Below are 22,946 nucleotides of genomic sequence, written 5' to 3'. Positions count from 1 at the left end.
CCAGTGATACTCGTGGGGTATCACCGGGGAGTACGCTCCTGGCATGGACACCCTGGAGACCCGCGAGCTGAGGTACTTCGTGGCCGTTGCCGAGGAACTGCACTTCGGCCGCGCCGCAGAGCGGCTCGGCATCGCCCAGCCGCCGCTGTCCCGGGCGATCCAGCAGCTCGAACGGCGCCTCGGCGTCTCGCTACTGGACCGCAACCGTCGCGGCGTCTCGCTGACCGGCGCCGGAGAGGTTCTGCTGCACGAGGGTCGCGCCGCCCTGCACGCCACCACGGCCGCCGCACGCCGCACCCGTCGCGCGGGTGGCGCCGATCGTCCGGGCGGCGCCCGCGATCGCCTGGTGCTGGCGGTCAAGGCCGCCGCGTCTCAAGAACTGCTGCGGAAGCTGCTCGACGCCTACGCGGCCCAGCCCGACGCCGCCGAGATCGAAGTGCTGCCATGCGGTATCGGCGAACAGGAAACACTGCTGCGCGACGGCCGCGCCGACGTGGCGCTCATGCAGACGCCCTTCAACTCCCTCGCCGGGTTCGACAGCGAGGAACTGCTGACCGAGGGACGGATCGCCGTCCTGCCCGCCGGGCACCCTCTCGCCAGGCACAAGACCCTGTCCCTGGCCGACGTCACCGATGTCCCCGGTCTTCCGCTCGCCCGCTGGCCCCGCGACGGCGCCTACCCTCCCGGCCCCGGCCCCGAGATCCGCGACCAGACCCAACTGGCCCAGCTGATCGCCCTCGGACGCACCGCGGCCATCTGCCCCGACTCTTCCCAGACCTGGCTATGGGCCGAACACGCCGCCGTCCCCGTCACCGACGCACCCCCCGTCATCACCCACATCGCCTGGCCCCCACACAGCCGCTCCCGCGCCCTCGCCCAACTGGTCCGCACGGCCACCCGGCTATGACCCCCGGAAGCAGACCCCCGAACCCGGAAGATCGGCCTCCGCGCCCGGTCCGCGGCCACCACTCGGTCTCGGGAAGACATCGCCGCGCGCTCGGCCGCGCTGCGCGGAACGCAGAATTCATTGCCCTCAGGGTCGGTGGATTTCAGCCAGACCGCACCGGCGCTTTCGCGACAGGTTCTACGGCGGCCACCCGCATCCACACCGCCGTTCCGGGGCCGACGAAGACCGCGGCACTGACGTCGAGGTCCCGCAAGGTTCGCGCTTCGCCCTAGGGTGGGCTCATGGATCTTCAGGGCGAATTGATCGAGCACCCGTATTCCGTCTACGAGCGGCTTCGGGAGACTGCGCCCGTGTGCCGCATCACGGGAACCGACGGCACCCCCGCGTGGCTGGTCACGCGGTATGACGATGTCCGTGAGGCGCTGGCCGACCCCAGGCTCTCCCTGGACAAGAAGAACGCGGCTGAGGGGACTTACCGTGGCTTCGCTCTCCCACCGGCGTTGGACGCCAACCTGCTCAACATGGACGCTCCGGATCACACCCGTATCCGCCGCCTGGTGGGTCGAGCCTTCACTTCACGGCGGGTTGAGCAGTTGCGGACACCGATCCGTGCCACGGCCGACCGCCTTCTCGACGAGCTCGGTCCGGCCGGGAGCGCGGACCTGGTGGCCGATTACGCGGTCGCGCTGCCGGTCATCGTGATCTGCGACCTGTTGGGGATACCCGAGGACCGCCGCGTGGACTTCCGCAGCTGGACGGACGCCCTGGTGGCACCGGACCCGGCCCGGCCGGGGGCCGTGAAGGAGGCGCTGGTGGCGATGCTCGGGTTCCTCACCGCGCTCGTGGCGCACAAGCGCGGCGAACCGGCGGACGACCTGCTGTCCGACCTGATCGGCGTCCGGGACACCGACGGGGACCGCCTCAGCGAGGACGAGCTGCTGTCGGTGGTCTTCCTCGTCCTCTTCGCCGGCTACGAGAACACGGCCCAGCTCATCGGCAACGCCATCCACACCCTCCTGCGGCAGCCCGACCACCTGGCCCTGCTCCGGAAGGATCCCTCTCGGCTTCCGGCCGCCGTGGTCGAACTCGCCCGGCTGGAGGGGCCTGCCCTCCTCGCGATCCGCAGGTTCCCGACCGAGGACGTCACCATCGCCGGGGTCACCGTGCCGGCGGGGGAGACGGTGCTCCTGTCCCTCTCGGCTGCCAACCGCGACCCGGCACGCTTCTCGCACCCCGAGGTCCTGGACTTCGACCGTGACACCTCCGGCCACCTGGCGCTCGGCCACGGCATCCACTACTGCATCGGTGGACCCCTGGCGCGCGCCGAGGTGGAAATCGCCCTGGCAGCCCTCCTGGACCGCTACCCCACGCTGGAACTCCTGGATTCAGCCCCCCGTTGGCGCCGGTCGCTGCGCTCCCGAGGCCTGGAGGAGCTGCCGGTCCGATATGAAGCGGCACGCGGTTCGGCCTGAGGCGCTGGGGAGGGCTAACCCGTAGCCAGAGCCTTCTTCTGACGGAGTCGCTCGCGGAGGGTGCCCACCATGGGGAGTGTCAGGCCTGCGAAGAGGAAGAGCACGGCCAGGCCGCTCAGGGTGGGGCTGATGAACTCCTCGGCCTTCAGCGACCACGGGTTGTCGAGGGTGAAGAAGATGATGTAACTCCCCTTGGTGAGGGCGTACGCCAGTCCGAGGGCGGCGGCCATGGCGGACAAGGAGAACCCGGCGCCGCTCCAGGGCCGGATCCCCCAGTTGCGTCGCGCCGTCCTGCCGCACATGAAGGCCAACTCGCCGCAGGTGACCATGACGTAGGAGAGGTAGAGCAGCAGGTAGGCCGCGACCTTCGGGTCGTCGACGTAGGCGGTCGTGAACTCGATGTCGGGTGCGTTCGTCGCCAGGAAGAGCGGCACCATGATCGCCAGCTCGACCGTGGCGGCGAACCCGCGCTGGAAGATCGCCGACCTCACGTACTCGGGGCGGTAGGCCAGGTCCACCATGGTGATCTGGAGGGCGGCACACCACAGGATCGCGCAGACGTGGGCCACGAGTTTGCCGAAGTTGGCGACGCCGGTGACGCCCTGTGCCGCGTGGGCGACCACGGGAACGGCGCACAGGACGCCCAGTGTGCACACTCCGAAAGCAATGGCGATGGCCCATGTGGAGACCCGGGGGTTTCCCAGGGCCCTCCGCGTGCAGAGCACGGTGACCAGCAAGCCGGCCACCGTGCACGTCCCGAAGACTATGCCGTCCACTACCTACAGCCCTTCCAGTGAATCAGCCGCATACCGCGCGGCCTCGTCCGTACTCCGCCGTCGTCGGCGCTTGCCCGGCGGCGCCTCGGCCGCACCGCGCGGAACCTGTTCCAGGCCGAGGTGGGCCCTTCGCCGTTCCAAGTCTGTGATGACGCCCCGCAGCTCACTTTGCGGGAGACCGTTCAGTAGTGCCAGGACGTGTCGAGCGAGAGGGTCCTCGAATGCTTCGAGCGCCTCAAGATCGTCATAGGTCTCGTGCGGGAGCAGGTGAGCGGGTGGGACGCCCAGAGCTTCGCACAGGGCCAGGAGCGTGCCGACCGTCGGGTTGTCCTGGGAGCCGTTGGCGATCTTGGCGACGGTGGCGAAGGACACGGACGGGTGGTCGCCGGGCAGGGCGTCGACGGACTCCGAGAGTGACCGGGAGGTGTGGTTGCGGCCTCGTCGGCCGGCCATGAGGGCCTTCAGCTTGTCCGCGATCGACGGACGGCCGCTGCTCACCTCAGACGGAAGGCGCCGCTCACGGCCCCAAGGACGTCCTGCTGATGAATGCACACAACCACGTACCGGTCTCTCGCTCTGCCTGGCCCTACGCTTGTGTACTTTAGTTGACACGATTGGGTGTGCAAGGCAGGATCCCGATGGGGAACGCAAGCTTACGCACCCGCGTGTGTACAGGCTGTCAGGCCTGCGAGCAGGGGATGTCGAGCTGCCATGGCGGCCCTTGATCCGTGGTGACCCAGCAGGTCGGACACGGGCGGAGAGGCCGGCCGGAAGTGGCCGCACACCGAGCAGTTCGCGCCTACCCACTCGGCGCTGCACCACATAGGGGGAGAGTTGAGTCCGCGATTGGCCTTCAGGGACAGTGGTCGAACGATGCGTTCCGCAGGTTCGGTGCCGCTTTCGGACGGGCGCCGCGCGCTCGCAGGACATCAGGCGTGACGTCGTGACCGGGGTGCCCGTGCCGCCAGCGAAGACGGCACGGGCACCCCGTACACGACAACTTCCGGACCGGTTCGAGGAGCGCTCGATGCCAACCCTGGGCACACTGCCCACCCTGGGCTCACTGCCCGCCCGAAACCCCGAACTCGAACTGACATTCGTCGGCCAGTGCTCCGCCACCGCCCAGGCGGCAGAGGTGACGGGCGTCTTCTCCGTTACCCCGGAGAAGCTCCTGGAGGAAGGCGCGCCGGCCGCCCTGGCCGACGGCGTCCTGGTCCTGATCGCCGACGCGGTCCCCTTCCGGCTGCGCGGCCGCATCACCACAGTGCTCGAAGTACTGCTGCGCCGCATGAGCCGTGACCGCAGCGCCGGACTGATCGTCAGCGCGCCGCCCAGCCCCCGTCAGCCGTACCCCCAGTCCATCGTCGACCTGGCCGAGCGGCTGGGCATCCCCCTCCTGGCCACCACCGCGCCGGTGGAACGGTGGCAGGGGGTACACGAAGACATCCAGCGGTTCCGGCTCGACTTCGCCGAGCGCCGGGCCGCCCAACTCGCTTCACTCGTACAAGAACTGCCGGCGCAACTCGCCGACCAGAGGGCGATGCAGCGCATCGCCGACTGGCTTGCCCGGGCTCTCGACGTCCAGGTGATGGTCAGCGATCCCGACCGCGTCCTCGTCGCGTCGCCGGCCACGGCCGCCGAGGAACTCGCGCAGGCCATCATCCGTCAATCCGTGGACGGCAACGCCCCTGACACCTCTTCGGGTCCGCACACCCAGCTCATCTCCCTGGGACCGTCCTCCGCCGCGGACACCGTCCTCGCCGTGGCCCGACGCACGCCCTTCGACGACGCCGATCTGCGGCTGTTGCGGCATGCCGCCAAGCTCCTGGGGCTGGTGGACCAGGCCCGCCGCGAATACCGGGCGGCGTCAGACGCCTCCCGGGCCGCACGCAACGCCGCGGTGGAGCTCCTGCTGGACGGCGAGGTCTCCAAGGCCCGCCGGGTCATGAGGAATCTCGCGCCGGGGCTGCTCGACCCCGAGACCGCCCGCGTCTTCGTCGTCGAGACCTCGCCCACCCGGCGCGACGCCGCCATGCGCCGCTGCGAGACCGTAACGGGCAACTGCGCACTGGTCGTCGCGGACTGGCGCCGCCACGACCGGATCCTGGTGATCCACCCGGTCCGGCCCGGGGAGGCGGACGACAGGGTGGCCCTCGAGCTCACCCGGCTGGTGTCCGCGGTCGGTGCCGGGGCCTCGCTGGGCGGCAGTGGGATCTACTCCATGTCCCTGCTCGCCCACGCCCTCCACGAGGCGACCACCGCCCAGCGGTTCGCCCTCTACCAGCCGGACTCGGTGGCTCTCTCGGTACAGGACACCGACCTGGTCAGCCTGCTTCCGGCGCACGACGCACAGGTGTGGGCCCGCCGGCTCCTGCAACCCCTCATGCAGACCGAAACCCAGTGGGAGCCGCTCCGCGAGACCCTTCCCACCGCCCTCGCCTACCCCTACACCGTGGCCGCCCGGCGTCTGGACCTGCATCGCAACACCGTCACACGGCGGGTTGCACGCGCCGCCGAATTGCTGCACATGGACTTCGCGGCCCTGACCGACCGGATCACCGTCGGCCTGGCGCTGGAACTCGTCACCCACCGGGAGCTGCCCGAGCCCCCCGCCGGGAGCCTTGAATCCGATGCGCCCACACTCCGCGGGCTCCTGGGCGGACCGCAGATCCGCGCCTGGGCCGAGACTCTGCTCAGATCCGCGCGTGCGGACAGGCGCGGCCTGCTCACCACGGCGACGGCCTGGCTCAGGTCCGACGCGCACCTGGAGTCGACCGCGCGCGAACTGGGCCTGTCGGAGGCAACGGTGCGTTCGCACATCAGGGCGCTGGAGGGACACCTGTCCCGCGACCTTTCCTCGCTGACCGGCATGCGCGACCTGATGTTCGCGCTGCACCTGATGACGGGTGCGCCCCAACTCCCGGACGCATCCCGCGAACTGTGCGCGGCTGCCTGAACCGAGAGCCGTACCGGCCCTGAGGGGCGGTGTGGGTCAATGATCCGGAAGCGGCAGGAGATCTCTCCTTTCCGCCTGAACGGTGCATTCGGGCCCGGTGGAAGCAAAATCAACGGAAACACCGGACCGTGGCGGTAGAGCACTCGTGGGCTCCCGCCGGTTGGTCATTTCTGCCAGCCGTTCGAAATTCGGTTCGCTTTCACCCTGAGCGCTGTCGGCCGCCGAAGGCTCTGTGGCGGAAAACACTGTTTGGGCCTGCGGGTCGATCCCACGCGGCGGATGTCCGAACGCCCCGGTCATTCCCGCCGCCGGCCGTAAAGACATGACGAACGGTTCGACAAGGTTCAGCCACGGAGCGAGCCCGACGGGCCAGGACGCGGCCGCAACGCCGGTCGCTCGGAGCCGGACGGACGAGAGACCTCCGAATGGCCGAAAACGATTCAAAAATGACCGTAAATGCAGCGCCTGTCGATTTCCTTCACCTATCGTGTTTCAGCCAGTCGCGAATTGAACTATCTGGCTGAAAAGTGGAACCGGTGCCCAGGGTGGTTCGACGTGAAAGGGGAATGACTTTCCCTGGTGGGTGGCCCGATTGTGCAGTTCCGCAACGTTGAAGCCGGGTGATGTGCACCTCGGGGGCATGCGTTCCGAGAGTGGTGCAGAACCCGCAGTACATACCGCTCGGTTTGTGCATCGGCGTAGTGGTGGGGCTTTCCGTGCGTGCATAACGTTGCCGGTGCAAGCACGGCCAGACCCCGCATTCCAAGGTCTGGGCAGCCGCAGCGTGAGAAATCGCGCAGTGCCGGACCACGGGGGTGTACGGCACGGGAGCGGGCTCGGACGGGGGCGAAGGCCATGCTTGCGGCGACCTGGTCGTCGCGAACGCCGGTGGGCGGGTGTCGGGGGAAGTGGTTGGAGCCGCTTCCGCCGGATCACCCGCCACCAGCGTGAACCAGGCCCTTGCGACCGGCCTGTTCACATGACTCTCGGCAGAGTCACCACCAGCGGGCGCCGGGGTCTCGCCGGTCCTGCCTTGCGGTCTACTCCGTGACCTCGTACTCGACCCACAGCAGCACGTCCCGCGCCGCCGCGAGCTTGTCGGCGTCGGTTCCCTTCGAGATTTCGAGTTCGACCACGCGGGCAGGAGAGCCGCCGGCAGCACCGTTCAGCGGTTGCGCGTTGGCGGCGACGCCGTCGCTGAGCACACCGAGGTTGGACATCGCGATGCCGTCGGCGATCTGGAACGTCGTGAAGGCCGCACTGCCGAAGCGGAGTTTGGCGGTGAACGTCCCGCCGGTGACGCCGGGCAGGACCACGGCCAGGTTGGTGACCTTGCCGGTCGGCGGCAGGGGGAGCTTGTTGAGCGCGAACGACAGCTTCGCGGTCGGTGGAGGTGTGCGCAGGGTTCCCAGTCCCGTGGTGTTGACCGACAGGGCCGAGACGAACAGCGAGCGCGACACCGTGGTGGCGGACGGCGCGGCGGCGAGGCTGTCGGAGTCGGCCGGGCTGGCGTCGTAGGACGCCTGGAGGTCGAAGGTGAGCAGCACGTCGGTGACACGGTCGAGCGCGACGGAGTTGACGGCTCGCGGAAGTTCCAGGGTCCAGGTGGTCGTGAACGCGGTGCCCTCGAACGGGAGCAGCTGTTCGCCGGGGAGTCCGAACAGTTCCAGGTCACGCCGGCTGCGGAAGTCGCTGACCGGATAGGCGTCCGCGAAGCGCAGCAGCGGGACGCGGGGGGCCGAAGGGGAGCGGCGGAGCAGGGAGAATCCCATGTTGGTGAGGATGCCGCGGGGTCGCTCCGTGGTGCCCGGGGCGTCCACGAGAACGTCGACGGTGCGAATGCGGTGGGCGTAGGTGCCGGGGTGGCCGGCCAGGAGGTCGTCGTCGGTGAGGGTGAAGGTGCACGTGCCGGTCTTCTTGAGCTGGCCGAACGCGAGCGGCAGGTCACGGGCCAGGGAGTGGGTGCGGGTGAGTGGAAGGCTGAGGCTGGCCGAGCCGAGGCGTACCGCCTCGAGCTCGGCGAGGTCCAGGGCCAGCCGGTCGGCGCCGCCCAGGTCGCGCATGCGCGGGTCGAAGTAGCCCAGGCGGATCACGCGCAGTGGTGTCGCCAGTTGGTACGAGAGGGCCCGCTCGGCGAACCACGCGGACTGGCCGGCGAGGTCGAGGTAGCGGTGCAGGGAGCGCCGGGCGACACCCGACAGCGCGTCCCAGAAGTCGCGGTTGAGGAACCGCTCGTTCTGGTAGGTGATCAGGTCGCGGGTGTAGGCGAGTTCGCTCGCGGCGATCTGGCCCTGGAGCTGGGCGATGGTCTGCTGCCGCTGCTGCACCTGGACCGCGGCCCTGGCGGCGGGCAGCGTCTCGTTGGTGAGGGCCTTCAGCTCGTCCTCGCGCTTGGTGGCGGCGTCGGCCATGCCCTGGAGGGTCGTCGTGCTGATCACCGCGAACGCGGCGTACGCACCGACGATGCCCAGGCCGCCGGCGGTGCCGCTGCCGGCCCATGCCTGGCTGCCGACGGTCTTGACCACCCCCTTGAGTTCGTCGTCGGTGGTCACCTGCAGGTCCTTGGACGCCGACGCACCGTCCTTGGCTACGTCGGCGATGGACATGACGCCGGACTTCATGCCGCTGAAGTAGTCCTTGAACTGGTTGAAGATGGACTTCGAGTCCTCGATCTCCTCCTGCTTCTTCGCGATCAGCTTCTCGACGTCGGTGACCAGCTTCTGCGCGACGACCACGCCCGCCTTCGCGATCTCGACCTGCTCGGTGGCGATCGCGACGGCACCCTGGGCCCTGCGTTCCTGTGCCTTCGCGGCGAGCAGGTCGAGGTCGAGCTGCTCGACCCGGCCCAGGTACGCGAGGTAGTCGTTCTGCGCCGACTTGGCTCCGGCCACCCAGCGCTGGGCCGCGCCGACGAGGGTCTGGTAGCGCAGCGTCGGTACGGTGTCGTCGTTGTAGCCGTAGAAGTTCAGGCCCGCGTCCAGTTGCCGGAGGGCGAGCCGCGCTCGGTCGAGCTGGTTGAGCCGGCGCGGGTTCTCGACCGGAGCGTACGGCGGGGGCGGCAGGACGTCCTTCGGCCGGTAGGCCATGGTTCCCGGGTCCTTGCCGTGCAGGAGGAGCACCGCCTTGTAGAGCTCCCGGGCCCGCTCCAGACTCGCCGGGTCGTCGCTGCGGTACAGCATCTCGCCCCAGGTGAGGAGGACATCGGCCTGGGCGAGCCGGGCGTACCGCTCCTCGAGGGGGTGCAGGATCGGCGGTTCGGGCGTCGTCGCGTCGACGGAGAACCGGGTCTGCGGAGTGAGGGTGAACGGCCCGGTGAGGCGCCGGTCGGTGTCGAACATCAGCCGGGCCGTGTACGGGCGGTCGCCCAGGGGGTCGTTCCACCGCTGTCGGCCCGCCACGACGCGCTTGGCATCGACGGCGAGGTAGTGCTTCACCATGCCGGGTGGGGTGCCGAGCATCCCGATGCCGATGTAGAAGCCGGTCACCCCGGAGAGGATGTCGATCGCGCCGGGGATGTCGCCCAATCCGGAGCGGATCGTCGCGCGCAGCATCGGGAGCAGGAACTTCTGCTGGTAGACGCGCAGCCGGGTCACCTGGTCGCGGGCGATCCGGAAGTGCACGACGTCCGTCCAGACCTCGATCGGCCGGGCCAGGTCGTAGAACCGTTCGAATCCGTCCGGCAGGTACGTGGTGCTGGTTCCGGTCAGTTCGACGATGTTGGTGACCGTCGCCGCGCGGCGGAGGGCGAAACTGACCGGGCGCGGGAAGTTGCCGGCGGTGTGGTCCGGCTCCCAGTTCTCGCTCCCGATCGGGTCGGGGGCCGCGGCCAGGAGCAGTGCCTCGGCCTCGTCGGCCAGCCGGGCCGCGGTGGTGAACCGGCTCTGGTCGATCGCCTGCACGAGCTCGGTGAGCTTGGCGTCGGCCTCGCCGTACTTCCGCAGGAAAGCCGCCGACCGGTGCACTTCGCCGATCGAGTCGAAGTACGGCTTGTAGTCGTTGATGCTGTGGCTGGAGTCGATCTCCTCGTGGAACTTGAGGAACTTCTTGCGGTCCTCGTTCAGCCACACGCTCCTGGCGATGCCGTGGACCTGGGTGCGCAGGGCGAAGAGGTTCTCGGGGAAGAACGTCTGCTGCCGACCGAGCCACTCGTCGAAGCGCAGGAAGAACGGCGCCGAGCCGACCACCTCGGGCCACAGGATCGGCTTGCCCGAGGCGCCGGGAAGCTGGGGATCGATCACGTTCTCGGCCGGCTCGACGGGGCCCTGCGCGGTGTCGCCGAGGATGTGCGAGAGGGTGTGGGCGCTGAGCAGCACCGGCGAGGAGACCGCGGTGTCGGGCTCGTGCAGCGGGAGCCGGTAGCGGTTGGCGAACTCGTCCGAGGTCACCGTCGTCGCCAGCGCGAGCAGGGCGTCGAGGTGGGCACGGTTGGTCAGGGTGCCCTGCGCCGGGATGCTCGCGGCCGGTACCCCGAACCCGAACCCGCTTCCGGTCGGTGCCGTCAGGATCGCCGTGACGAGGGGGATCAGCAGCTTGTTGAGCGGGGTCTCCGTGCGGTCGGTGGTGAGGAAGTCCTGGAAGAAGCGGCGCTTGAGCTGTTGCTCGACGACGGTCGGGAACTGTGTGGCGTCAGCCGAGGCGCCGAGCTTTTGCTGGTGCGCGAACAGCACGAACACGCCGCGGAGGTAGTCGCGGTAGGACTGGTCGTCGGGCAGCCCCCAGGGGAAGAGGCTCCAGATCGGCTTGGGCCACGTGGGCTCGTCCAGGTCGATCGTGTCGAAGTCGAAGTGGGTGTCGAGGTCGGGCGGCTGGAGGTAGGAGATGGTGCCGTTGCGCAGGGCGTCGGGGTCCACGAGGAGCGTGGCGGCCTCCCCGTCCCCGTCCCCGTCCCTGTGCCCGTGCCTGTACCCATCCCCATCCCCATCACCGTGCCCGTCCCCGTATCCATTCCGGTGTCCGTCGGCACGGCTGAGGTCGTCGAGCAGGTGGGCCCGTTCGCCGGGCGTCAGGAGGCGGATCATGCTGTCGGGGGGCGGGCAGGTCAGGTCGTCGGCCAGGTTCTCCGCGAGGACCCGGCGCGTGGCGACCAGGTGGTCGGCCAGTATGGCCAGTCGGCCCGGGTCCACGTAGTCCTCGCCGCACACGACGAGTTTGACGGGTTCCTCCTCGAAGAGTGCCTCCCTGGTGACCGGGACCTCCTGGCTGCGCCGGTCGCCGTGGTCGATCCGCACGGTGAGCGGCTCCCGCCACAGGTCCTCGCCGATCTCCAGACCGGCGAGGCCCCCGCCGTCGGTCCGGGCCTCGGCGACGACCCGGTCGCCGGCCACCGCCTCGACGGCGACCTCCGACAGGAGTCGGTCCGTTGTCTCGTGCTGGATCAGGACGCGGATGGTGAGGGACTCGGGTGCCTGGGTCATGACTATGCCTCCGGAATATCGAGGTCCGTCGTTGTCACCCGAGAGCATCCTCGGGAGGACCCCGTGCGCCCGGGTTGCCATCCTTGGCGTTCCTTCGAAAGCGTGAGGCGGACCGCGCAGCCAGCGGGCCCGCGGGCGTGGGGGAGAGCCCGAAAGCCGCTGCCGTCGCTCAAGGCTCAGTGGGGGCGCGTCACGGCAGGGCTTTCGAAGCACACGTCGACATGGTTGGCTTCGGCAAGGTGACGGCGACGGAGGGGGAAGCCGTGTCCGATGAGGTGACGTCCTGGTTGGCTCGGACGGCCTTGCCGTTGAGCCGCCTCACAGCAGGCGCGTCCACCGCAGATCTCCAACCGCTGAAGAAGGTCCTCGACGGTGTGAGGATCGTAGGCCTGGGGGAGGCCACCCACGGGACGCGCGAGTTCTTCCAACTCAAGCATCGCCTGCTGGAGTTCCTGGTGACCGAGCTGGGATTCTCGGCCCTCGCGATGGAGGCCAGTGAGTCGGCCGGCCCGGCGGTCGACGCCTATGTCCGCCACGGTGTGGGTGATGCCGCGCAGGCGCTTGCCGGGCTGGGGTTCTGGACCTGGCGGACCCATGAGGTGCTCGCCATGATCGAGTGGATGCGCGACTACAACCGAGGGCGGCGAGAGGATCGGAAGGTCCGTTTCATCGGCATCGACCCGCAGCAGTGCGGCGGCTCTCTGGCCGTGATCGATTCCTTCCTCCGCGGAACGGCACCCGACCGCGCGACCGGACTCCTCTCCACGCTCCGCGTGCTCGCCACGGCGTATCCGGGGTCGCGACCCGACCCTCGGCGGAGCCTGGTACACGATGCCGAGGAGCTGCTGGAGTACCTCCGCGGACGCGGCCCCGACGCGGCCGACGCGCTACGGCACGCCCAGGTACTGCTGCGGGCCGCCGACCTGGTGACGCGTCCCAGGCAACACACGGACCCGGAACGGACCGTCTTCGCCGCCCGCGACCGCTACATGGCCGAGGCCGTGGGGACAATCCTCGAAGATCCGTCCGCGAAGGTCGCGCTCTGGGCGCACAACGGGCACATCACCAAGAGCCGACACGGTGGCGCCGTACCGGCGCTGGGACAGCACCTGCACACACAATACGGCGACGCCTACTACGCACTCGGCCTGCTGTTCGGCAGAGGTGCTTTCCGTGCCCGGCGGACATGGCCCGGTCCATGGTCCCGTCCCCGACCAAGCGCCGTCGTCACCAACCGGATCGGCCCTGCCCGCCCCGGCACCATTGAGAACCGGCTGGCTACAGCCAACCCCGGCAACCACATCGTGGACCTGCGCGGCGCAGTCGACGCACCCAGGGCCGTACAGGCGTGGCTGGGCGGCCGGCACGGCACACGAAACTTCGGCGCCATGGTGCCGCGCTGGACCCACCGCTTCAACCTGAGCCCTTCCTCCTTGGCGGAGGAGTACGACGGACTGGCCTACATCGCGGTCTCGTCCGACTCCCGACCCTTCCCGCCACACCGTTAGCGCAACGGGGGCCCGCTCCGGGAGGTCTCGTCGAGTTCGGCCCGGATCAGGGTCACGAGGTACTCGCGACGGGCTGTGCTGCCGGTCGCCCCCAGTTCGTACCACCTGGTGTGGACCGTGCTGCCGTCGTGCAGCACCTGGCCGTCCTGCTCGCGGATGAGGGCCCATGTGGCATCGCCCCGGTGGAAGGTCCACATCGCGCCCCGGTGTTCGAACCGGATCTCGCAGCCGCACCCGAACCCGCTGTCGTCCTCGGTGTATTCGCCGGGGCCGTGGCGCTCGGTCAGCTTGGCGGCGGGACCGAGGAGGGCGCCGACGGCGACGAGGGTCTCGTGTGCGTCGGCGGGGAGCGGGACGAGGTCGGGGAGCGCGTCGAGCGCGCTCACCACACCGGGGGCGAAGCCCTTGGTGACGGTGACGGCCGCGGCCGTGTGCTCCAGTCGCCTGGCTGCCTCGGTGGTGGACGAGGTCTCGCGGCGGGTTTCGGCGTGCTGGATCAGGCAGCGGTGCGACTCGAGAGTGCCGGCCGTCGTGTGGAGCTGGGCGAACAGGGCGGAGGCGACGACGGCCGCTTGCTGCGGGGTGTAGACGCGCCGGGATGCCCAGGGAGGGCGGACCCGCCGGGGTCAACGGTCAGGGGCCGACGTACTCGAAGACCCCGCCGTGCGGGTGCCGCAGCACGGCTCGGCGACCGTTCGGGGTGGCCTGAATCGGCATCACGATTTCGGCGCCCTCCGCCCCTGCCTCTTCGACCGCGACGTCCAGATCGGCGACGGTGAGAGTGGCCGTCACCCCCGCGACGCGCTGCACCGCCTCGTCGGGTCCGGCGAACAGCAGGAAGGGACCCACGCTCGCCAGGGTGACCCCGGCAAAGGCAAACCGTGCTGCGGTACTTCCGGTCAACTTCTCGTAGAAGGGCACAGCCGCATCCAGATCCTCGACGCGCTGCCGTACGACCACTGAATCGATAGCCATGGTCAACATCATCACATATTCGTACACGCCTGCGAAGGTGCCGGTTCCGAACTCGCCCCAGAGAAGGGCCCTTTGGGGGAATGCCTTCCGGTTCAACGGATGCGGAATTCGTTGTGGCGCAGCCGTGGCGGCGTGTCAGAATCCAGCGCATGGCAGTTCGATATCCATCCCCGCTGCGTCCCGGCGACCGCGTCGGCATAACTTCTCCTTCGAGCGGAGTCACGAAGGACCTGCGTGCGCGCCTCGACGTGGCCATTCGCGACGTGGAGGCCCGGGGATACGAGGTAGTCGTCGGCCACTGCATGGACGGTGCCGGTCATGTCAGTGCGCCTGCGGCCGACCGCGCCGGCGAGTTGATGTCGATGCTGACCGATCCCGACATCAGGGCGGTGGTGCCGCCCTGGGGCGGGGAGATGGCGATCGACCTGCTGCCCCTGCTCGACTGGGACCGGCTGCGTGATGCCGAGCCGACCTGGCTCGTCGGGTTCTCCGACACGTCGACCATCATGACGCCGCTCACCCTCCTCACGGGAACGGCGACCGTGCACGGCAACAACCTGATGGACACGCCCTACCGGGTGCCCGAGGGATTGCTGTCGTGGCTCGACCTCGCCGCTGCGCCGCCGGGCCACCGATTCACGCAGACCCCGCCCAACCGCCACCGAGCCACGGGCCGGGACGACTACCGCGCCCAGCCTGAGGTCCGCGCGTACACGCTCGACACACCCGGCAGGTGGACCAGGCTCGACGGCGACGGCGACGTGGAGGTCGAAGGACGCCTGATCGGGGGTTGCATCGAGACACTCTGCAACCTCACGGGCACGCCCTACCTCGATGTTTCCGCCTTCGCCCGAGCCGAGTCACCGGAAGGGCTCGTCGTCTACGTCGAAGCGGGCGGCGACGACGCCTTGGCCATTTGCAGAAACCTGCACGGGATGCGGCTGGCCGGCTTCTTCGACGCGGCGAACGCGATCCTCGTCGGCCGCACCTCGGCACCTGACGCCGGCTCCCTCACACAGCACCAAGCCGTCCTCGACGCACTTGGCCCCCTGAAGGTCCCGATCATCGCCGATGTCGAGTGCGGGCACGTTCCGCCGTACATGCCCATCGTCAACGGAGCCCACGGCCGCGTGGTACACACCTCAACGCGCAGCGAACTGATCCAGACACTGGACTGACGGCCCGAGCCGGATGCCTTGGGTGCGATGGCCCGTCCTGTTCCGTCCTGACCGGGGCGAAACCCGCCCTTGAGCCCGCCCCGCGCTTCCTGCGGGGCGGGCTTGCGGTCGTGGAGGAAACCCGATGTTCACGCCTTTCGCGGAAGAGCCGGGCCGCGTTGCCTCCCGTTCGACATCGCTACCGGACGGAGGGCTTGCTACGACGGCCAGATGACGACGCCATCACGCACGAGCAGCGGCTCCGCCTGGCGTGACTCATAGAACCGGGTCCACCCCAGGTCCACACTGCCGTCGGCGCGCCGGTGGCTGTCGGCGGCCTTGGTCGCGAGCCAGCCGAGCAGTTCACCGGTCAGATCGAACTCGTCGGGGTGAAGCTCCTGCCGACTGGACAGCGCCCACACGCTCCGCGAGGTGTGTTCTCGGCGCACGAGAGCCGAGACGAGCGCGCCTTCCAGCTTCCAGGCCTCGCCGTGCTCGCCCAGCAGGGGCTGAGGGTTGTTCGTGACGACGGGTTCGCCGTCCTCGTCCTCCTCCACGAACGGAAACTCGGTCACGATGCGGAGGATCTCCGGCTCGGGGCCGAGCCCGAGATGCCATCGGAGCTCGGCGAGTTCCTCCTCGGAGACCTCGTCGCGCAGGTCCAGTGTGAGCATGAGCTCGAATATGTCAGCCATGGGCGCCACGGTAACCCTTGCCTCCGACAGCCCCGTTGCGGCGCCACTCGCGGTTCCGGACGGGATTCCAGACGTCCGGCCGAGGCAGCAGCTTCGCCGCAGTGCACCGGACCCCTGACCATTCAGCGGGATCACTCCGGGCGGTCGGTTGGCCGAATTCCACCGCTCCGCATATCAAATGATGGGCATTCAGGAGATGGGTAGTCACGCTCACCTATGATCCGATCTCGCCGCAGCGGGAGCCGCGGTGAACAGGGGGTTCGTCCCTCGGGCGGCAGCATGTCGTACCGGGCCACCCCGGACTTCCATGGGGGTGGGAATGCCCGTCGGTTCCTTTGCCACGGCACAGGTTGTCGCCACACAGCTCAAAGATCTCGCCGATCATCCGGCTCTGAGTTCCAGGAAAGAGGAGCTGCACGCTCTGGCCGATGCTCTCCAGGGAGCCGGCGCCGACGTGGAACCGTGGACGGAGCTCGACCTCCTCAAGTCCTTCAGCCGGAAGGAAAGCCTCGACACCAGCGCGACCCGGCGGCCGGAGCACCGGGGCTGGGCGTACCTGGAAGCCGGGATAGGCGCCCTGGTGTTCCTGCCCCTCCTGCTGACCTGGTTCGGCCTCAGCCGCGCGACGAGTGCCTACGAAGCCCTCATCGGAGAAGACCCGAAAGCCGCCGGACGGCCCTTCCTCCAGCTGTGGCAATCAGGCTTCGACGGCCACATGGAGGGCTGGTCCACCTTCGGCCACGTCGCCGGCCTCGCCACCGCGGCGATCCTGCTGCTGCTCGTGCTGGCGGTCACGCACGGGGTGCGCCGTACGCGGGCCGATCAGCGGGCGGAGGCGGCCCAGCAGGCCGCCGACGACCTGATGGCCCGTATGGTTCCCGTACTGACCAAGGCACAGCTGCTGCTCAACGAGCAGCGGCTGACCTCTCCCCAGAGGTTCACGGCCGAGCTCACCGGAGCCGCGGCCACCCTGGGCAAGCTCCTGAACAAGGCGGTACGCGCACAGGGCCAGCTGGAGACGGCGGCGACCGCCGTCGCCGACGCCGTACAGCACGCGGGCAAGCAGCTCTCCGAGATCGATGCGGCGGTCCGCCCGCTGGAGAAGGCGGTCGGCCGGGTCGAGACCGCCCTGCGCGCCGGCTCCGACGAGGTGGGCAAGGCTGTTTCCTCGCTCGCCGACCCGCTCGAGGCGAACAGCGCCCGTCTGGAGTCCGCGGTGTCCGGCAGCGGCGTCATGGTGCGTCAGGCCCTGGAGGACGTCCGTACCGTCAACGGCGAGGTACGTGATGCCCTGACCGGCGCCGGCGACCGGGTCGAGGACTCCGTGAACGTACTCGCCGCGGCCCAGCGCTCCTTCACCACCGGGACGGAGCTGGCCGCCGACGTGTCCGGGCAGGTGCTCAACCGGCTCGGCGACGTCACCGAGCGGACGGCTGACGCCGTCGCGGCATCGCAGAGGGCGGTCCTCGGACTCGAGGAGCAGACCGGCGCGCTGCGTCAGGCGGCCGAGCGGTTCGCGGAGCTGGCGGAGCTGCTGAGCCGAGGCGTGCCCGTTCCGCCGACCGGCCCCGCGCCGGTGCCGGGGCCCGCCGGAGCCGTGACCCTGACGAAGGCCAGTGACGTCAACCGGTCCACCCCGGTGGACGCCCGATGACGAAGGCGCGCCGCCCCCGGTTCACGCCCCTTCACCTCGCCGGCTGGCTGTTCGCCGACATGCTCCTCGTCCTCGCCCTGGTCGCGATGGGAGATCAAGGGGATCCGGTGAAGGCCGCCGAGGCCGACAAGAACAGTCGCGCGTCGGCCTCGCCGAGTGCTTCGCCCTCCCCGGGGCCGACGGCGAGCCCGACCCCGACAGGGCCGCGCGCGGTCGAGCGCACGGCGGTGGAACTCTCCGTCGACGGAGACGCTTCCGACACGGACCGCATCCTGCGGCAGCTGCGCGACCGGACGGGGCAGTACCAGGGCCGTACCGCTGCCTTCGTGCTCACCTTCGGCCGGAATCCCGAGGTGGGCGGCGGCGTCGAATACGCCCGCAGGATCAACGGACTGCTGGCCAAGGCCCGCCCGGAGATGTTCAGCGGGGCCACGACCCGGGACTTCTTCGTCCAGGGATCGTCCGGCGGCCGGGCCGACATCGAAATCTACTTCTACACCTACTGAAACAGCCCCAGCCGATCGTTCGCGGAGCGTGAGACGTGCAGATCCTTCCCTTCTACTTGGTGTGCGACGAGTCGGGATCGATGGCAGGTGACCCCCTCAACAGCATCAACGGCGCGTTGCCCGAGCTCCACAGGGAGATCAGCACGAACCCGACGGTGGCCGACAAGACCAGGTTCTGCCTGATCGGCTTCTCCGATGACGCCACCGTCCTCCAGCCGTTGACCGACCTCAGCGACATCGACACCCTGCCCGCGCTGTCCGCCGGCGGCTTCACCGCGTACGGCGAGGCCTTCCGTACACTGCTCCGTTGCATCGAGCAGGACGTGGATGAGCTGAAGAGGCAGGGCCACGAGGTCTACCGGCCGGTGGCCTTCTTCCTCTCCGACGGCAACCCCACGGACAACGGCTGGATGCAGGCCCACAAGGAACTCGTCGAAGCGCGCTACAGGCCGAACATCATCGCCTTCGGCATCGGCGAGGCCGATCCGGCCACCATCGGCCACGTGGCCAACTTCCGCGCGTTCATGCAGGACGACAAGAACGTCTCCCCGGCGGCCGCGTTGCGTGAGTTCGCGGCCAGCCTGACCCGTTCCATCGTCCGCTCCGCCAACAGCATCGCGGCGGACGGGAGCGGCGGCTTCAACCTGGCCGTGGACGACACGGTGCCCGGCTTCTCCACGGTCACTCTCGACAAGCTGTGAGAGAGGACATCATGCGACCGGAGACCACCGGCCCGTTCCGCGACGAGCCGTACGACCAGGAACGCGACCCCGTGTACGGTCCGGCGGCGCGGGCGGCGCAGGCCGCACAGGGCGCGCAGGCGCCACGGACGGAGCAGGCGCCGGCGCCTGCGCCCGGGCCTGCGACCGATGCCGTATCGGCCCCCGCTCAATGCGTATCGGCCCCCGCTCAAGCAGTATCGGCCCCGGCTCAAGGCGTATCGGCCCCGACCCAAGCCGTGCCGACGCCCGTGCCTTCGGCCGAGCCCGATGCCTCTCCGCCGGCGTCCGCGGAACCCGCTCCCGAATCCGTCCGGGACGTCCCGCTACTCGGACCGCCGAGGTTCAGCGGTGCCAAGGCCCCGCTCTATGCCCCGAACCCGGCGGCCGCCGTGGCCGCCGGCCCGGACACCGAGGCGGCCCTCGTCCCGGACACCGTCCTCGACGGTGCCACCGCGGGACGGCTGACCGTACGCGCCGGCTCCGTCCGCGGTGACGCCCACCGCTACCACGCGGAGCCGCGGCAGGATTCCCTCGCCGTCGCCCGGCTGGGCGGGCCGGACCACGAGTTGCTCCTCCTCGCGGTGGCCGACGGCGTCGGCTCGGCCCGCCGCTCGCACGCGGGGTCCCGGATCGTCTGCCACGAGATCGTCCGGCAGCTGGAGCCGCTGGCCGGGCACCTGGCCGACTTCCTGCGCCGCGGGGAGGACAAGGAACTCACGGGGCTCGTGAACTCCGCCGTCGGCAGCGCCGCCGAGTCGCTGGCGCAGAGCGCCGCCGGCCTCGGTCACCGGCCCGACGACTACGCGACCACCCTGCGCGTGCTCCTCGTACCGGTCGACCCGGCCGTGCGCACCCGCGCGTTCTTCGCCGTCGGCGACGGCGGAACCCTGCGGTTGCGCGAAGGCGGCTGGGTCCCGCTCTTCCCGGAAGAGGAACAGTCCGGTTCCGGCGCGGGGATCATCGACACCCGTACCGCGGCCCTGCCGTCCACGCGGTACGCACAGGTCCGGCTGATCCACGACGCCCTGCCGGGGGACGTGATCGTCCTGTGCACGGACGGTGTGTCGAATCCGCTGGCCGGCGACGGCGAGATGCGGGAGTTCCTTCGGGACTCCTGGGCCGGCGGGCCGCCGGGACTGGCCGACTTCCTGTGGCAGCTCCAGTACCGCGTGAAGTCGTACGACGATGACCGCACCGCGGTGTGCCTGTGGGAGGAGGAATCCGCATGAGTGACGCCCACGGCAGGGATGTCGAGCTGTCCTCGCTGAGGTTGCTGGACAAGATCGGCGACGGCGGCCAGGGCGAGGTGCACAGCCTGGCGGGTCGCCCCGGCCTGCTCTACAAGAGCTACCGCGAGCCGCATCGGGTCGACGGTGAGGCGCTCGCCGGCCTCGTCTCCGTCCGGCTCGGACTGGCCGGGGCCGAGCGGGCCCGCTGGGACGAGGCGGCCGCGTGGCCGCTGTGCAGGGTGCTGGACGGCGGTCGGGTCACCGGCTTCCTCATGCACGAGGCGCCCGCCACGATGAGGTGGACCACCGGGGACGGCTCGTCGAAGCTGACCGAACTCGCCTTCCTGCTCCGTCCCGCGAAGCCCGCTTGGCAGGGTGTCCTCCAGCCGACGCCGGACGAGCGGCTCGCCGTCGTCGTCGCCCTCGCCGAGCTCATGGACCGGCTGCACGGGAGGGGGCTGGTGTTCGGCGACCTGTCCCAGGCCAACGTGCTGTGGACGGTCCGGCCCACCCCGGCCGTGCATCTGCTGGACTGCGACGGCGCCCGCCTGGCCGGCAGCGGACCGGTGCTGGCCCAGGCGGACACCCCGGACTGGAACGATCCGCTGGCACCGCCCGGTCTGGTCAGCGTGGACAGCGATCGCTACAAGGCGGCGCTCGCCATGGGCCGGATCCTGGCCCAGGACGCGTACGTGGTTCCCGGCAGCCCGTTCGTTCCGCTGCCCGGCGTGCTCGACGAACGCAGGGAGAACGCCGTGCGGGCCCTCCACGGGCAGGCCGGCGGCCCGTACGGGACCCGGCCGGACCTCGGCCAATGGCGGGTCGCCCTGGCGGGACGCGAACAGATCAAGCTGGCCGCCGCGCAGCCCGAGGACCGGCCGGTCCTGGACCCTTCGAAGTTCGAGGGACCGAGGAACCGGGGGAGCATCCGGCTGCGCGGCTGACCCCGGCGGAGTCCACATTGCTCGCCGGTACCCCGACGACATTCGGGGCGCCGGAGGGCTGACGAAGGGAGACGGTCGTGAAGCACACGTTGGACTTGTGGCGCCAAGGGCTCGGAGAAGCCCCCGGTTCGATCTGGCAGCGGACCGAACTCCAGGTGCTGATCCTCGCCGACAACGGACTTACGGCCCTCCCGCCGGAAATCGGGCAGCTCCACCAACTCAGCACCCTGGACCTTGGCCACAACGCGCTGACGTCATTGCCCGAGGAACTCGGCCAGCTGACCTGTCTCCGCGGCTGTCTTTACCTGCACGACAACCAGCTGACGCGACTCCCGGAGTCTCTGGGGAACCTTTCCCGGTTGCGATATCTCAACGTCGGTGAGAACGCCCTCACCGTATTGCCGGAAACCATCGGCGGGATGACCGGCCTCATTGAGTTCAGGGCACAGCACAACAGGCTCACCACCTTGCCCGATGCCATCGGCCGGCTCACCAACCTGCGTGAGCTGTGGCTCCGGGGGAACGCGATCGAGCACCTGCCGATGTCAACGGCGGACCTGAACGAACTACGCCACCTGGACCTGCGCGAGAACTCTCTGGACGCAGTCCCGGAGTCACTGGCCGGCCTCCCACGCTTGCGTCAGATCGACCTGCGAAGCAACCGCCTCGACCGGCTGCCCGACTGGCTGGCCCTGATGCCGTCGCTGGAAAAGCTGGACCTGCGGTGGAACGAGGTCGATCCCGCACTACCGCTAGTCGGCGAGTTGGAGCGGCAGGGCTGCGTCGTCCTGTTGTGACGGAGGAGACCACCGATGCGCGGGCGCGACCCCGCCGCACGCCTGCGCCTAAAGCGGCAGGTCAGATCGGCTGCGACCTCGGCGTGAGAGAAGAGGGGCGAGTACTTCCGTGGGGCGGCAGAGCCATCCGAGAACAGGGTTGGTGACCACGAAGTAGTGGGCGCTGACCCAGTCCCGCTCCTTGTCCAGAACGCTCGGGCCGTCATCCCGGTAGACGTGGCGGAGGTAGCGGCGGCGGATCGGCGACCCTGCCACGAGCAGCACGGGTGAGGAGACGACGATGGCCACCAGGACCAGGGCTTTCACGCCCGCAAGCTTGGCCCTCTCCTCATATCGCATGTCCTCAGTGTGCCGTTCCCGGTCGTCACCTGTCAGCTTCCTTTCCCAGGGGTTTGGAGCCGACACGGGTGATCAAATTCGCACCGTTCGGTGCCGCCATGCTCATCAGGTGGAACGACGGGAGTCAACTCGTCCGCTTGCGGCATGAGTATGCGTACTCATGCCCTCGTCAAGGCGCGACCTTAAGTTGCCCGCATGTCTCGAATCGCATACGCCGCAGTCACCCTCGCGCTGGGCGCGGTCACTCTCACGGCCTGCTCCGGCAACCCTGTCGCGAAAACGATCGCCGCGGAGAACGTCACCTCGAACCCCGCACGTATCGACACGGACAAGTCGGCGCTGGAATTCATGGAATTGGCCCTCAAGATCACTGAGGGATGCCCCCCGCTGGATGAGACGAAGGCCGGCGATCATCCCGGGCCCGAAGACGTCCCGCACGGTCTACAAGAGTCCTCCGGTACCCCGACCGGCAGCCCCGGTGACCGTATGCCCAGGCCCTCCGGTCCCGACCCGGCCCCCGTGGACGACGGCGCCCGCCCCAAGCCCGATGCTGAACTCCTCGAGCCGGTCACCCTCACCACGCCCGAGATCTGCATGGCCGACAAGTTCGCCGCTCACGTCACCTCTGCCCTCAAAGGCGTCGGTGGGAACGCCGCTGAGTTGCGGGCCGCGCTCAACGGTGCGGGCTACCCGGATGAGCGGATCGTGGACATGAATTCCGAGGGTGGCTCCGCCCGCGCGCGGATCGACCTGCGCCTGCAGGACGACCGCGTCGCGCTCGAGGTCGTGCACACCGGCAGCGGTGCCGGTGTCGTGGAAGGGTTCGGCGTACAGCACTCGGCGCCTCTCAAAGACGTTCGCCACGTCCCCGGAACCGGCCGGTGAAGTCGACCCA

19 protein-coding genes are annotated in these 22,946 nt (G+C 69.5%); 12 read left to right on the top strand and 7 right to left on the bottom strand.

Features of this window, described 5'->3' with window-relative positions; translation table 11 throughout:
* Positions 1-43: 43 nt before the first annotated feature.
* Together ACIQ5Y_RS01855 and ACIQ5Y_RS01850 are read left to right on the top strand one after the other, a co-directional pair.
* Entirely contained in the window at positions 44-907 is an 864-nt protein-coding gene (locus ACIQ5Y_RS01855; RefSeq protein WP_403873920.1) for a LysR family transcriptional regulator, read from the top strand.
* Between the two features lie 281 nt (positions 908-1,188).
* Positions 1,189-2,379, top strand: coding sequence for a cytochrome P450 (locus ACIQ5Y_RS01850; RefSeq protein ID WP_403873918.1), 1,191 nt, complete (start codon positions 1,189-1,191; stop codon positions 2,377-2,379).
* A 14-nt stretch (positions 2,380-2,393) separates the two neighbouring features.
* Here the strand turns inward: ACIQ5Y_RS01850 and ACIQ5Y_RS01845 are convergent, their stop codons facing one another.
* Both ACIQ5Y_RS01845 and ACIQ5Y_RS01840 read right to left on the bottom strand, forming a co-directional pair.
* Entirely contained in the window at positions 2,394-3,035 is a 642-nt protein-coding gene (locus ACIQ5Y_RS01845; RefSeq protein WP_403873917.1) for a hypothetical protein, read from the bottom strand.
* A 123-nt stretch (positions 3,036-3,158) separates the two neighbouring features.
* Positions 3,159-3,653, bottom strand: a complete 495-nt coding sequence (locus ACIQ5Y_RS01840; RefSeq protein ID WP_403873915.1) for a helix-turn-helix domain-containing protein — start codon at positions 3,651-3,653, stop codon at positions 3,159-3,161.
* 529 nt (positions 3,654-4,182) lie between these two features.
* Between ACIQ5Y_RS01840 and ACIQ5Y_RS01835 the strand changes: the two genes are divergently transcribed.
* Positions 4,183-6,111 (top strand): helix-turn-helix domain-containing protein, encoded by a 1,929-nt coding sequence (locus ACIQ5Y_RS01835; RefSeq protein ID WP_403873914.1) that lies wholly within the window; start codon positions 4,183-4,185, stop codon positions 6,109-6,111.
* A gap of 1,040 nt (positions 6,112-7,151) precedes the next feature.
* On the opposite strand, the gene ACIQ5Y_RS01830 is transcribed toward ACIQ5Y_RS01835, so the two are convergent.
* Positions 7,152-11,525, bottom strand: a complete 4,374-nt coding sequence (locus ACIQ5Y_RS01830; RefSeq protein ID WP_403873912.1) for a hypothetical protein — start codon at positions 11,523-11,525, stop codon at positions 7,152-7,154.
* A gap of 221 nt (positions 11,526-11,746) precedes the next feature.
* Here ACIQ5Y_RS01830 and ACIQ5Y_RS01825 point away from each other — a divergent pair, with 221 nt between their 5' ends.
* Positions 11,747-13,033, top strand: coding sequence for an erythromycin esterase family protein (locus ACIQ5Y_RS01825; RefSeq protein ID WP_403873910.1), 1,287 nt, complete (start codon positions 11,747-11,749; stop codon positions 13,031-13,033).
* Here ACIQ5Y_RS01825 and ACIQ5Y_RS01820 read toward each other — a convergent pair.
* Both ACIQ5Y_RS01820 and ACIQ5Y_RS01815 read right to left on the bottom strand, forming a co-directional pair.
* Complete coding sequence (locus ACIQ5Y_RS01820) at positions 13,030-13,419, bottom strand: hypothetical protein (protein WP_403873908.1); 390 nt, start codon at positions 13,417-13,419, stop codon at positions 13,030-13,032. The two genes, ACIQ5Y_RS01825 and ACIQ5Y_RS01820, sit on opposite strands and share 4 nt — an antisense overlap.
* Before the next feature lie 247 nt (positions 13,420-13,666).
* A complete protein-coding gene (locus ACIQ5Y_RS01815; RefSeq protein ID WP_403873906.1) occupies positions 13,667-14,035 on the bottom strand; it encodes a VOC family protein in 369 nt (122 codons plus the stop codon).
* A gap of 122 nt (positions 14,036-14,157) precedes the next feature.
* On the opposite strand from ACIQ5Y_RS01815, the gene ACIQ5Y_RS01810 reads away from it, so the two are divergent.
* Positions 14,158-15,186, top strand: coding sequence for a S66 peptidase family protein (locus ACIQ5Y_RS01810; RefSeq protein ID WP_403873905.1), 1,029 nt, complete (start codon positions 14,158-14,160; stop codon positions 15,184-15,186).
* Positions 15,187-15,383: 197 nt separating this feature from the next.
* On the opposite strand, the gene ACIQ5Y_RS01805 is transcribed toward ACIQ5Y_RS01810, so the two are convergent.
* Positions 15,384-15,860: a hypothetical protein gene (locus ACIQ5Y_RS01805; RefSeq protein ID WP_403873903.1), complete on the bottom strand. Its 477-nt coding sequence runs from the start codon at positions 15,858-15,860 to the stop codon at positions 15,384-15,386.
* Positions 15,861-16,314: 454 nt separating this feature from the next.
* Between ACIQ5Y_RS01805 and ACIQ5Y_RS01800 the strand changes: the two genes are divergently transcribed.
* The 6 genes from ACIQ5Y_RS01800 to ACIQ5Y_RS01775 all read left to right on the top strand — a co-directional run bounded on the left by ACIQ5Y_RS01800 (position 16,315) and on the right by ACIQ5Y_RS01775 (position 21,712).
* Positions 16,315-17,514, top strand: coding sequence for a hypothetical protein (locus ACIQ5Y_RS01800; protein WP_403873901.1), 1,200 nt, complete (start codon positions 16,315-16,317; stop codon positions 17,512-17,514).
* Positions 17,511-18,020, top strand: coding sequence for a hypothetical protein (locus ACIQ5Y_RS01795; protein WP_403873899.1), 510 nt, complete (start codon positions 17,511-17,513; stop codon positions 18,018-18,020). Before ACIQ5Y_RS01800 ends, ACIQ5Y_RS01795 begins: the two co-directional genes overlap by 4 nt.
* A 35-nt stretch (positions 18,021-18,055) precedes the next feature.
* Positions 18,056-18,721, top strand: coding sequence for a VWA domain-containing protein (locus ACIQ5Y_RS01790; protein WP_403873897.1), 666 nt, complete (start codon positions 18,056-18,058; stop codon positions 18,719-18,721).
* 410 nt (positions 18,722-19,131) lie between these two features.
* Positions 19,132-19,971, top strand: a complete 840-nt coding sequence (locus ACIQ5Y_RS01785) for a PP2C family serine/threonine-protein phosphatase (protein ID WP_403873895.1) — start codon at positions 19,132-19,134, stop codon at positions 19,969-19,971.
* Entirely contained in the window at positions 19,968-20,915 is a 948-nt protein-coding gene (locus ACIQ5Y_RS01780) for a hypothetical protein (RefSeq protein ID WP_403873893.1), read from the top strand. The genes ACIQ5Y_RS01785 and ACIQ5Y_RS01780 overlap by 4 nt, the downstream gene beginning before the upstream one ends.
* A 77-nt stretch (positions 20,916-20,992) precedes the next feature.
* The gene (locus ACIQ5Y_RS01775) at positions 20,993-21,712 is read left to right on the top strand and encodes a leucine-rich repeat domain-containing protein (protein WP_403873891.1); all 720 of its coding nucleotides are present in this window, start codon (positions 20,993-20,995) and stop codon (positions 21,710-21,712) included.
* A gap of 48 nt (positions 21,713-21,760) precedes the next feature.
* Here the strand turns inward: ACIQ5Y_RS01775 and ACIQ5Y_RS01770 are convergent, their stop codons facing one another.
* Positions 21,761-22,051 (bottom strand): hypothetical protein, encoded by a 291-nt coding sequence (locus ACIQ5Y_RS01770; RefSeq protein ID WP_403873890.1) that lies wholly within the window; start codon positions 22,049-22,051, stop codon positions 21,761-21,763.
* A gap of 195 nt (positions 22,052-22,246) precedes the next feature.
* Between ACIQ5Y_RS01770 and ACIQ5Y_RS01765 the strand changes: the two genes are divergently transcribed.
* Complete coding sequence (locus ACIQ5Y_RS01765; protein WP_403873888.1) at positions 22,247-22,936, top strand: hypothetical protein; 690 nt, start codon at positions 22,247-22,249, stop codon at positions 22,934-22,936.
* The last annotated feature ends 10 nt before the right edge of the window (positions 22,937-22,946 follow it).

Origin of the sequence: Streptomyces sp. NPDC096339 (genome assembly GCF_044762985.1) — a bacterium.
GTDB lineage: Bacteria > Actinomycetota > Actinomycetes > Streptomycetales > Streptomycetaceae > Streptomyces.
Note: the sequence above shows the minus strand (reverse complement) of the source record. Positions and strands in the feature narration are given on the sequence as shown.

Coding starts and splice junctions, on each gene's coding strand:
- ACIQ5Y_RS01765 (WP_403873888.1), top strand. CDS start 22,247: ATGTCTCGAATCGCATACGCCGCAGTCACCCTCGCGCTGGGCGCGGTC.
- ACIQ5Y_RS01795 (WP_403873899.1), top strand. CDS start 17,511: ATGACGAAGGCGCGCCGCCCCCGGTTCACGCCCCTTCACCTCGCCGGC.
- ACIQ5Y_RS01825 (WP_403873910.1), top strand. CDS start 11,747: ATGGTTGGCTTCGGCAAGGTGACGGCGACGGAGGGGGAAGCCGTGTCC.
- ACIQ5Y_RS01805 (WP_403873903.1), bottom strand. CDS start 15,860: ATGGCTGACATATTCGAGCTCATGCTCACACTGGACCTGCGCGACGAG.
- ACIQ5Y_RS01830 (WP_403873912.1), bottom strand. CDS start 11,525: ATGACCCAGGCACCCGAGTCCCTCACCATCCGCGTCCTGATCCAGCAC.
- ACIQ5Y_RS01850 (WP_403873918.1), top strand. CDS start 1,189: ATGGATCTTCAGGGCGAATTGATCGAGCACCCGTATTCCGTCTACGAG.
- ACIQ5Y_RS01810 (WP_403873905.1), top strand. CDS start 14,158: ATGGCAGTTCGATATCCATCCCCGCTGCGTCCCGGCGACCGCGTCGGC.
- ACIQ5Y_RS01855 (WP_403873920.1), top strand. CDS start 44: ATGGACACCCTGGAGACCCGCGAGCTGAGGTACTTCGTGGCCGTTGCC.
- ACIQ5Y_RS01835 (WP_403873914.1), top strand. CDS start 4,183: ATGCCAACCCTGGGCACACTGCCCACCCTGGGCTCACTGCCCGCCCGA.
- ACIQ5Y_RS01770 (WP_403873890.1), bottom strand. CDS start 22,051: ATGCGATATGAGGAGAGGGCCAAGCTTGCGGGCGTGAAAGCCCTGGTC.
- ACIQ5Y_RS01780 (WP_403873893.1), top strand. CDS start 19,968: ATGAGTGACGCCCACGGCAGGGATGTCGAGCTGTCCTCGCTGAGGTTG.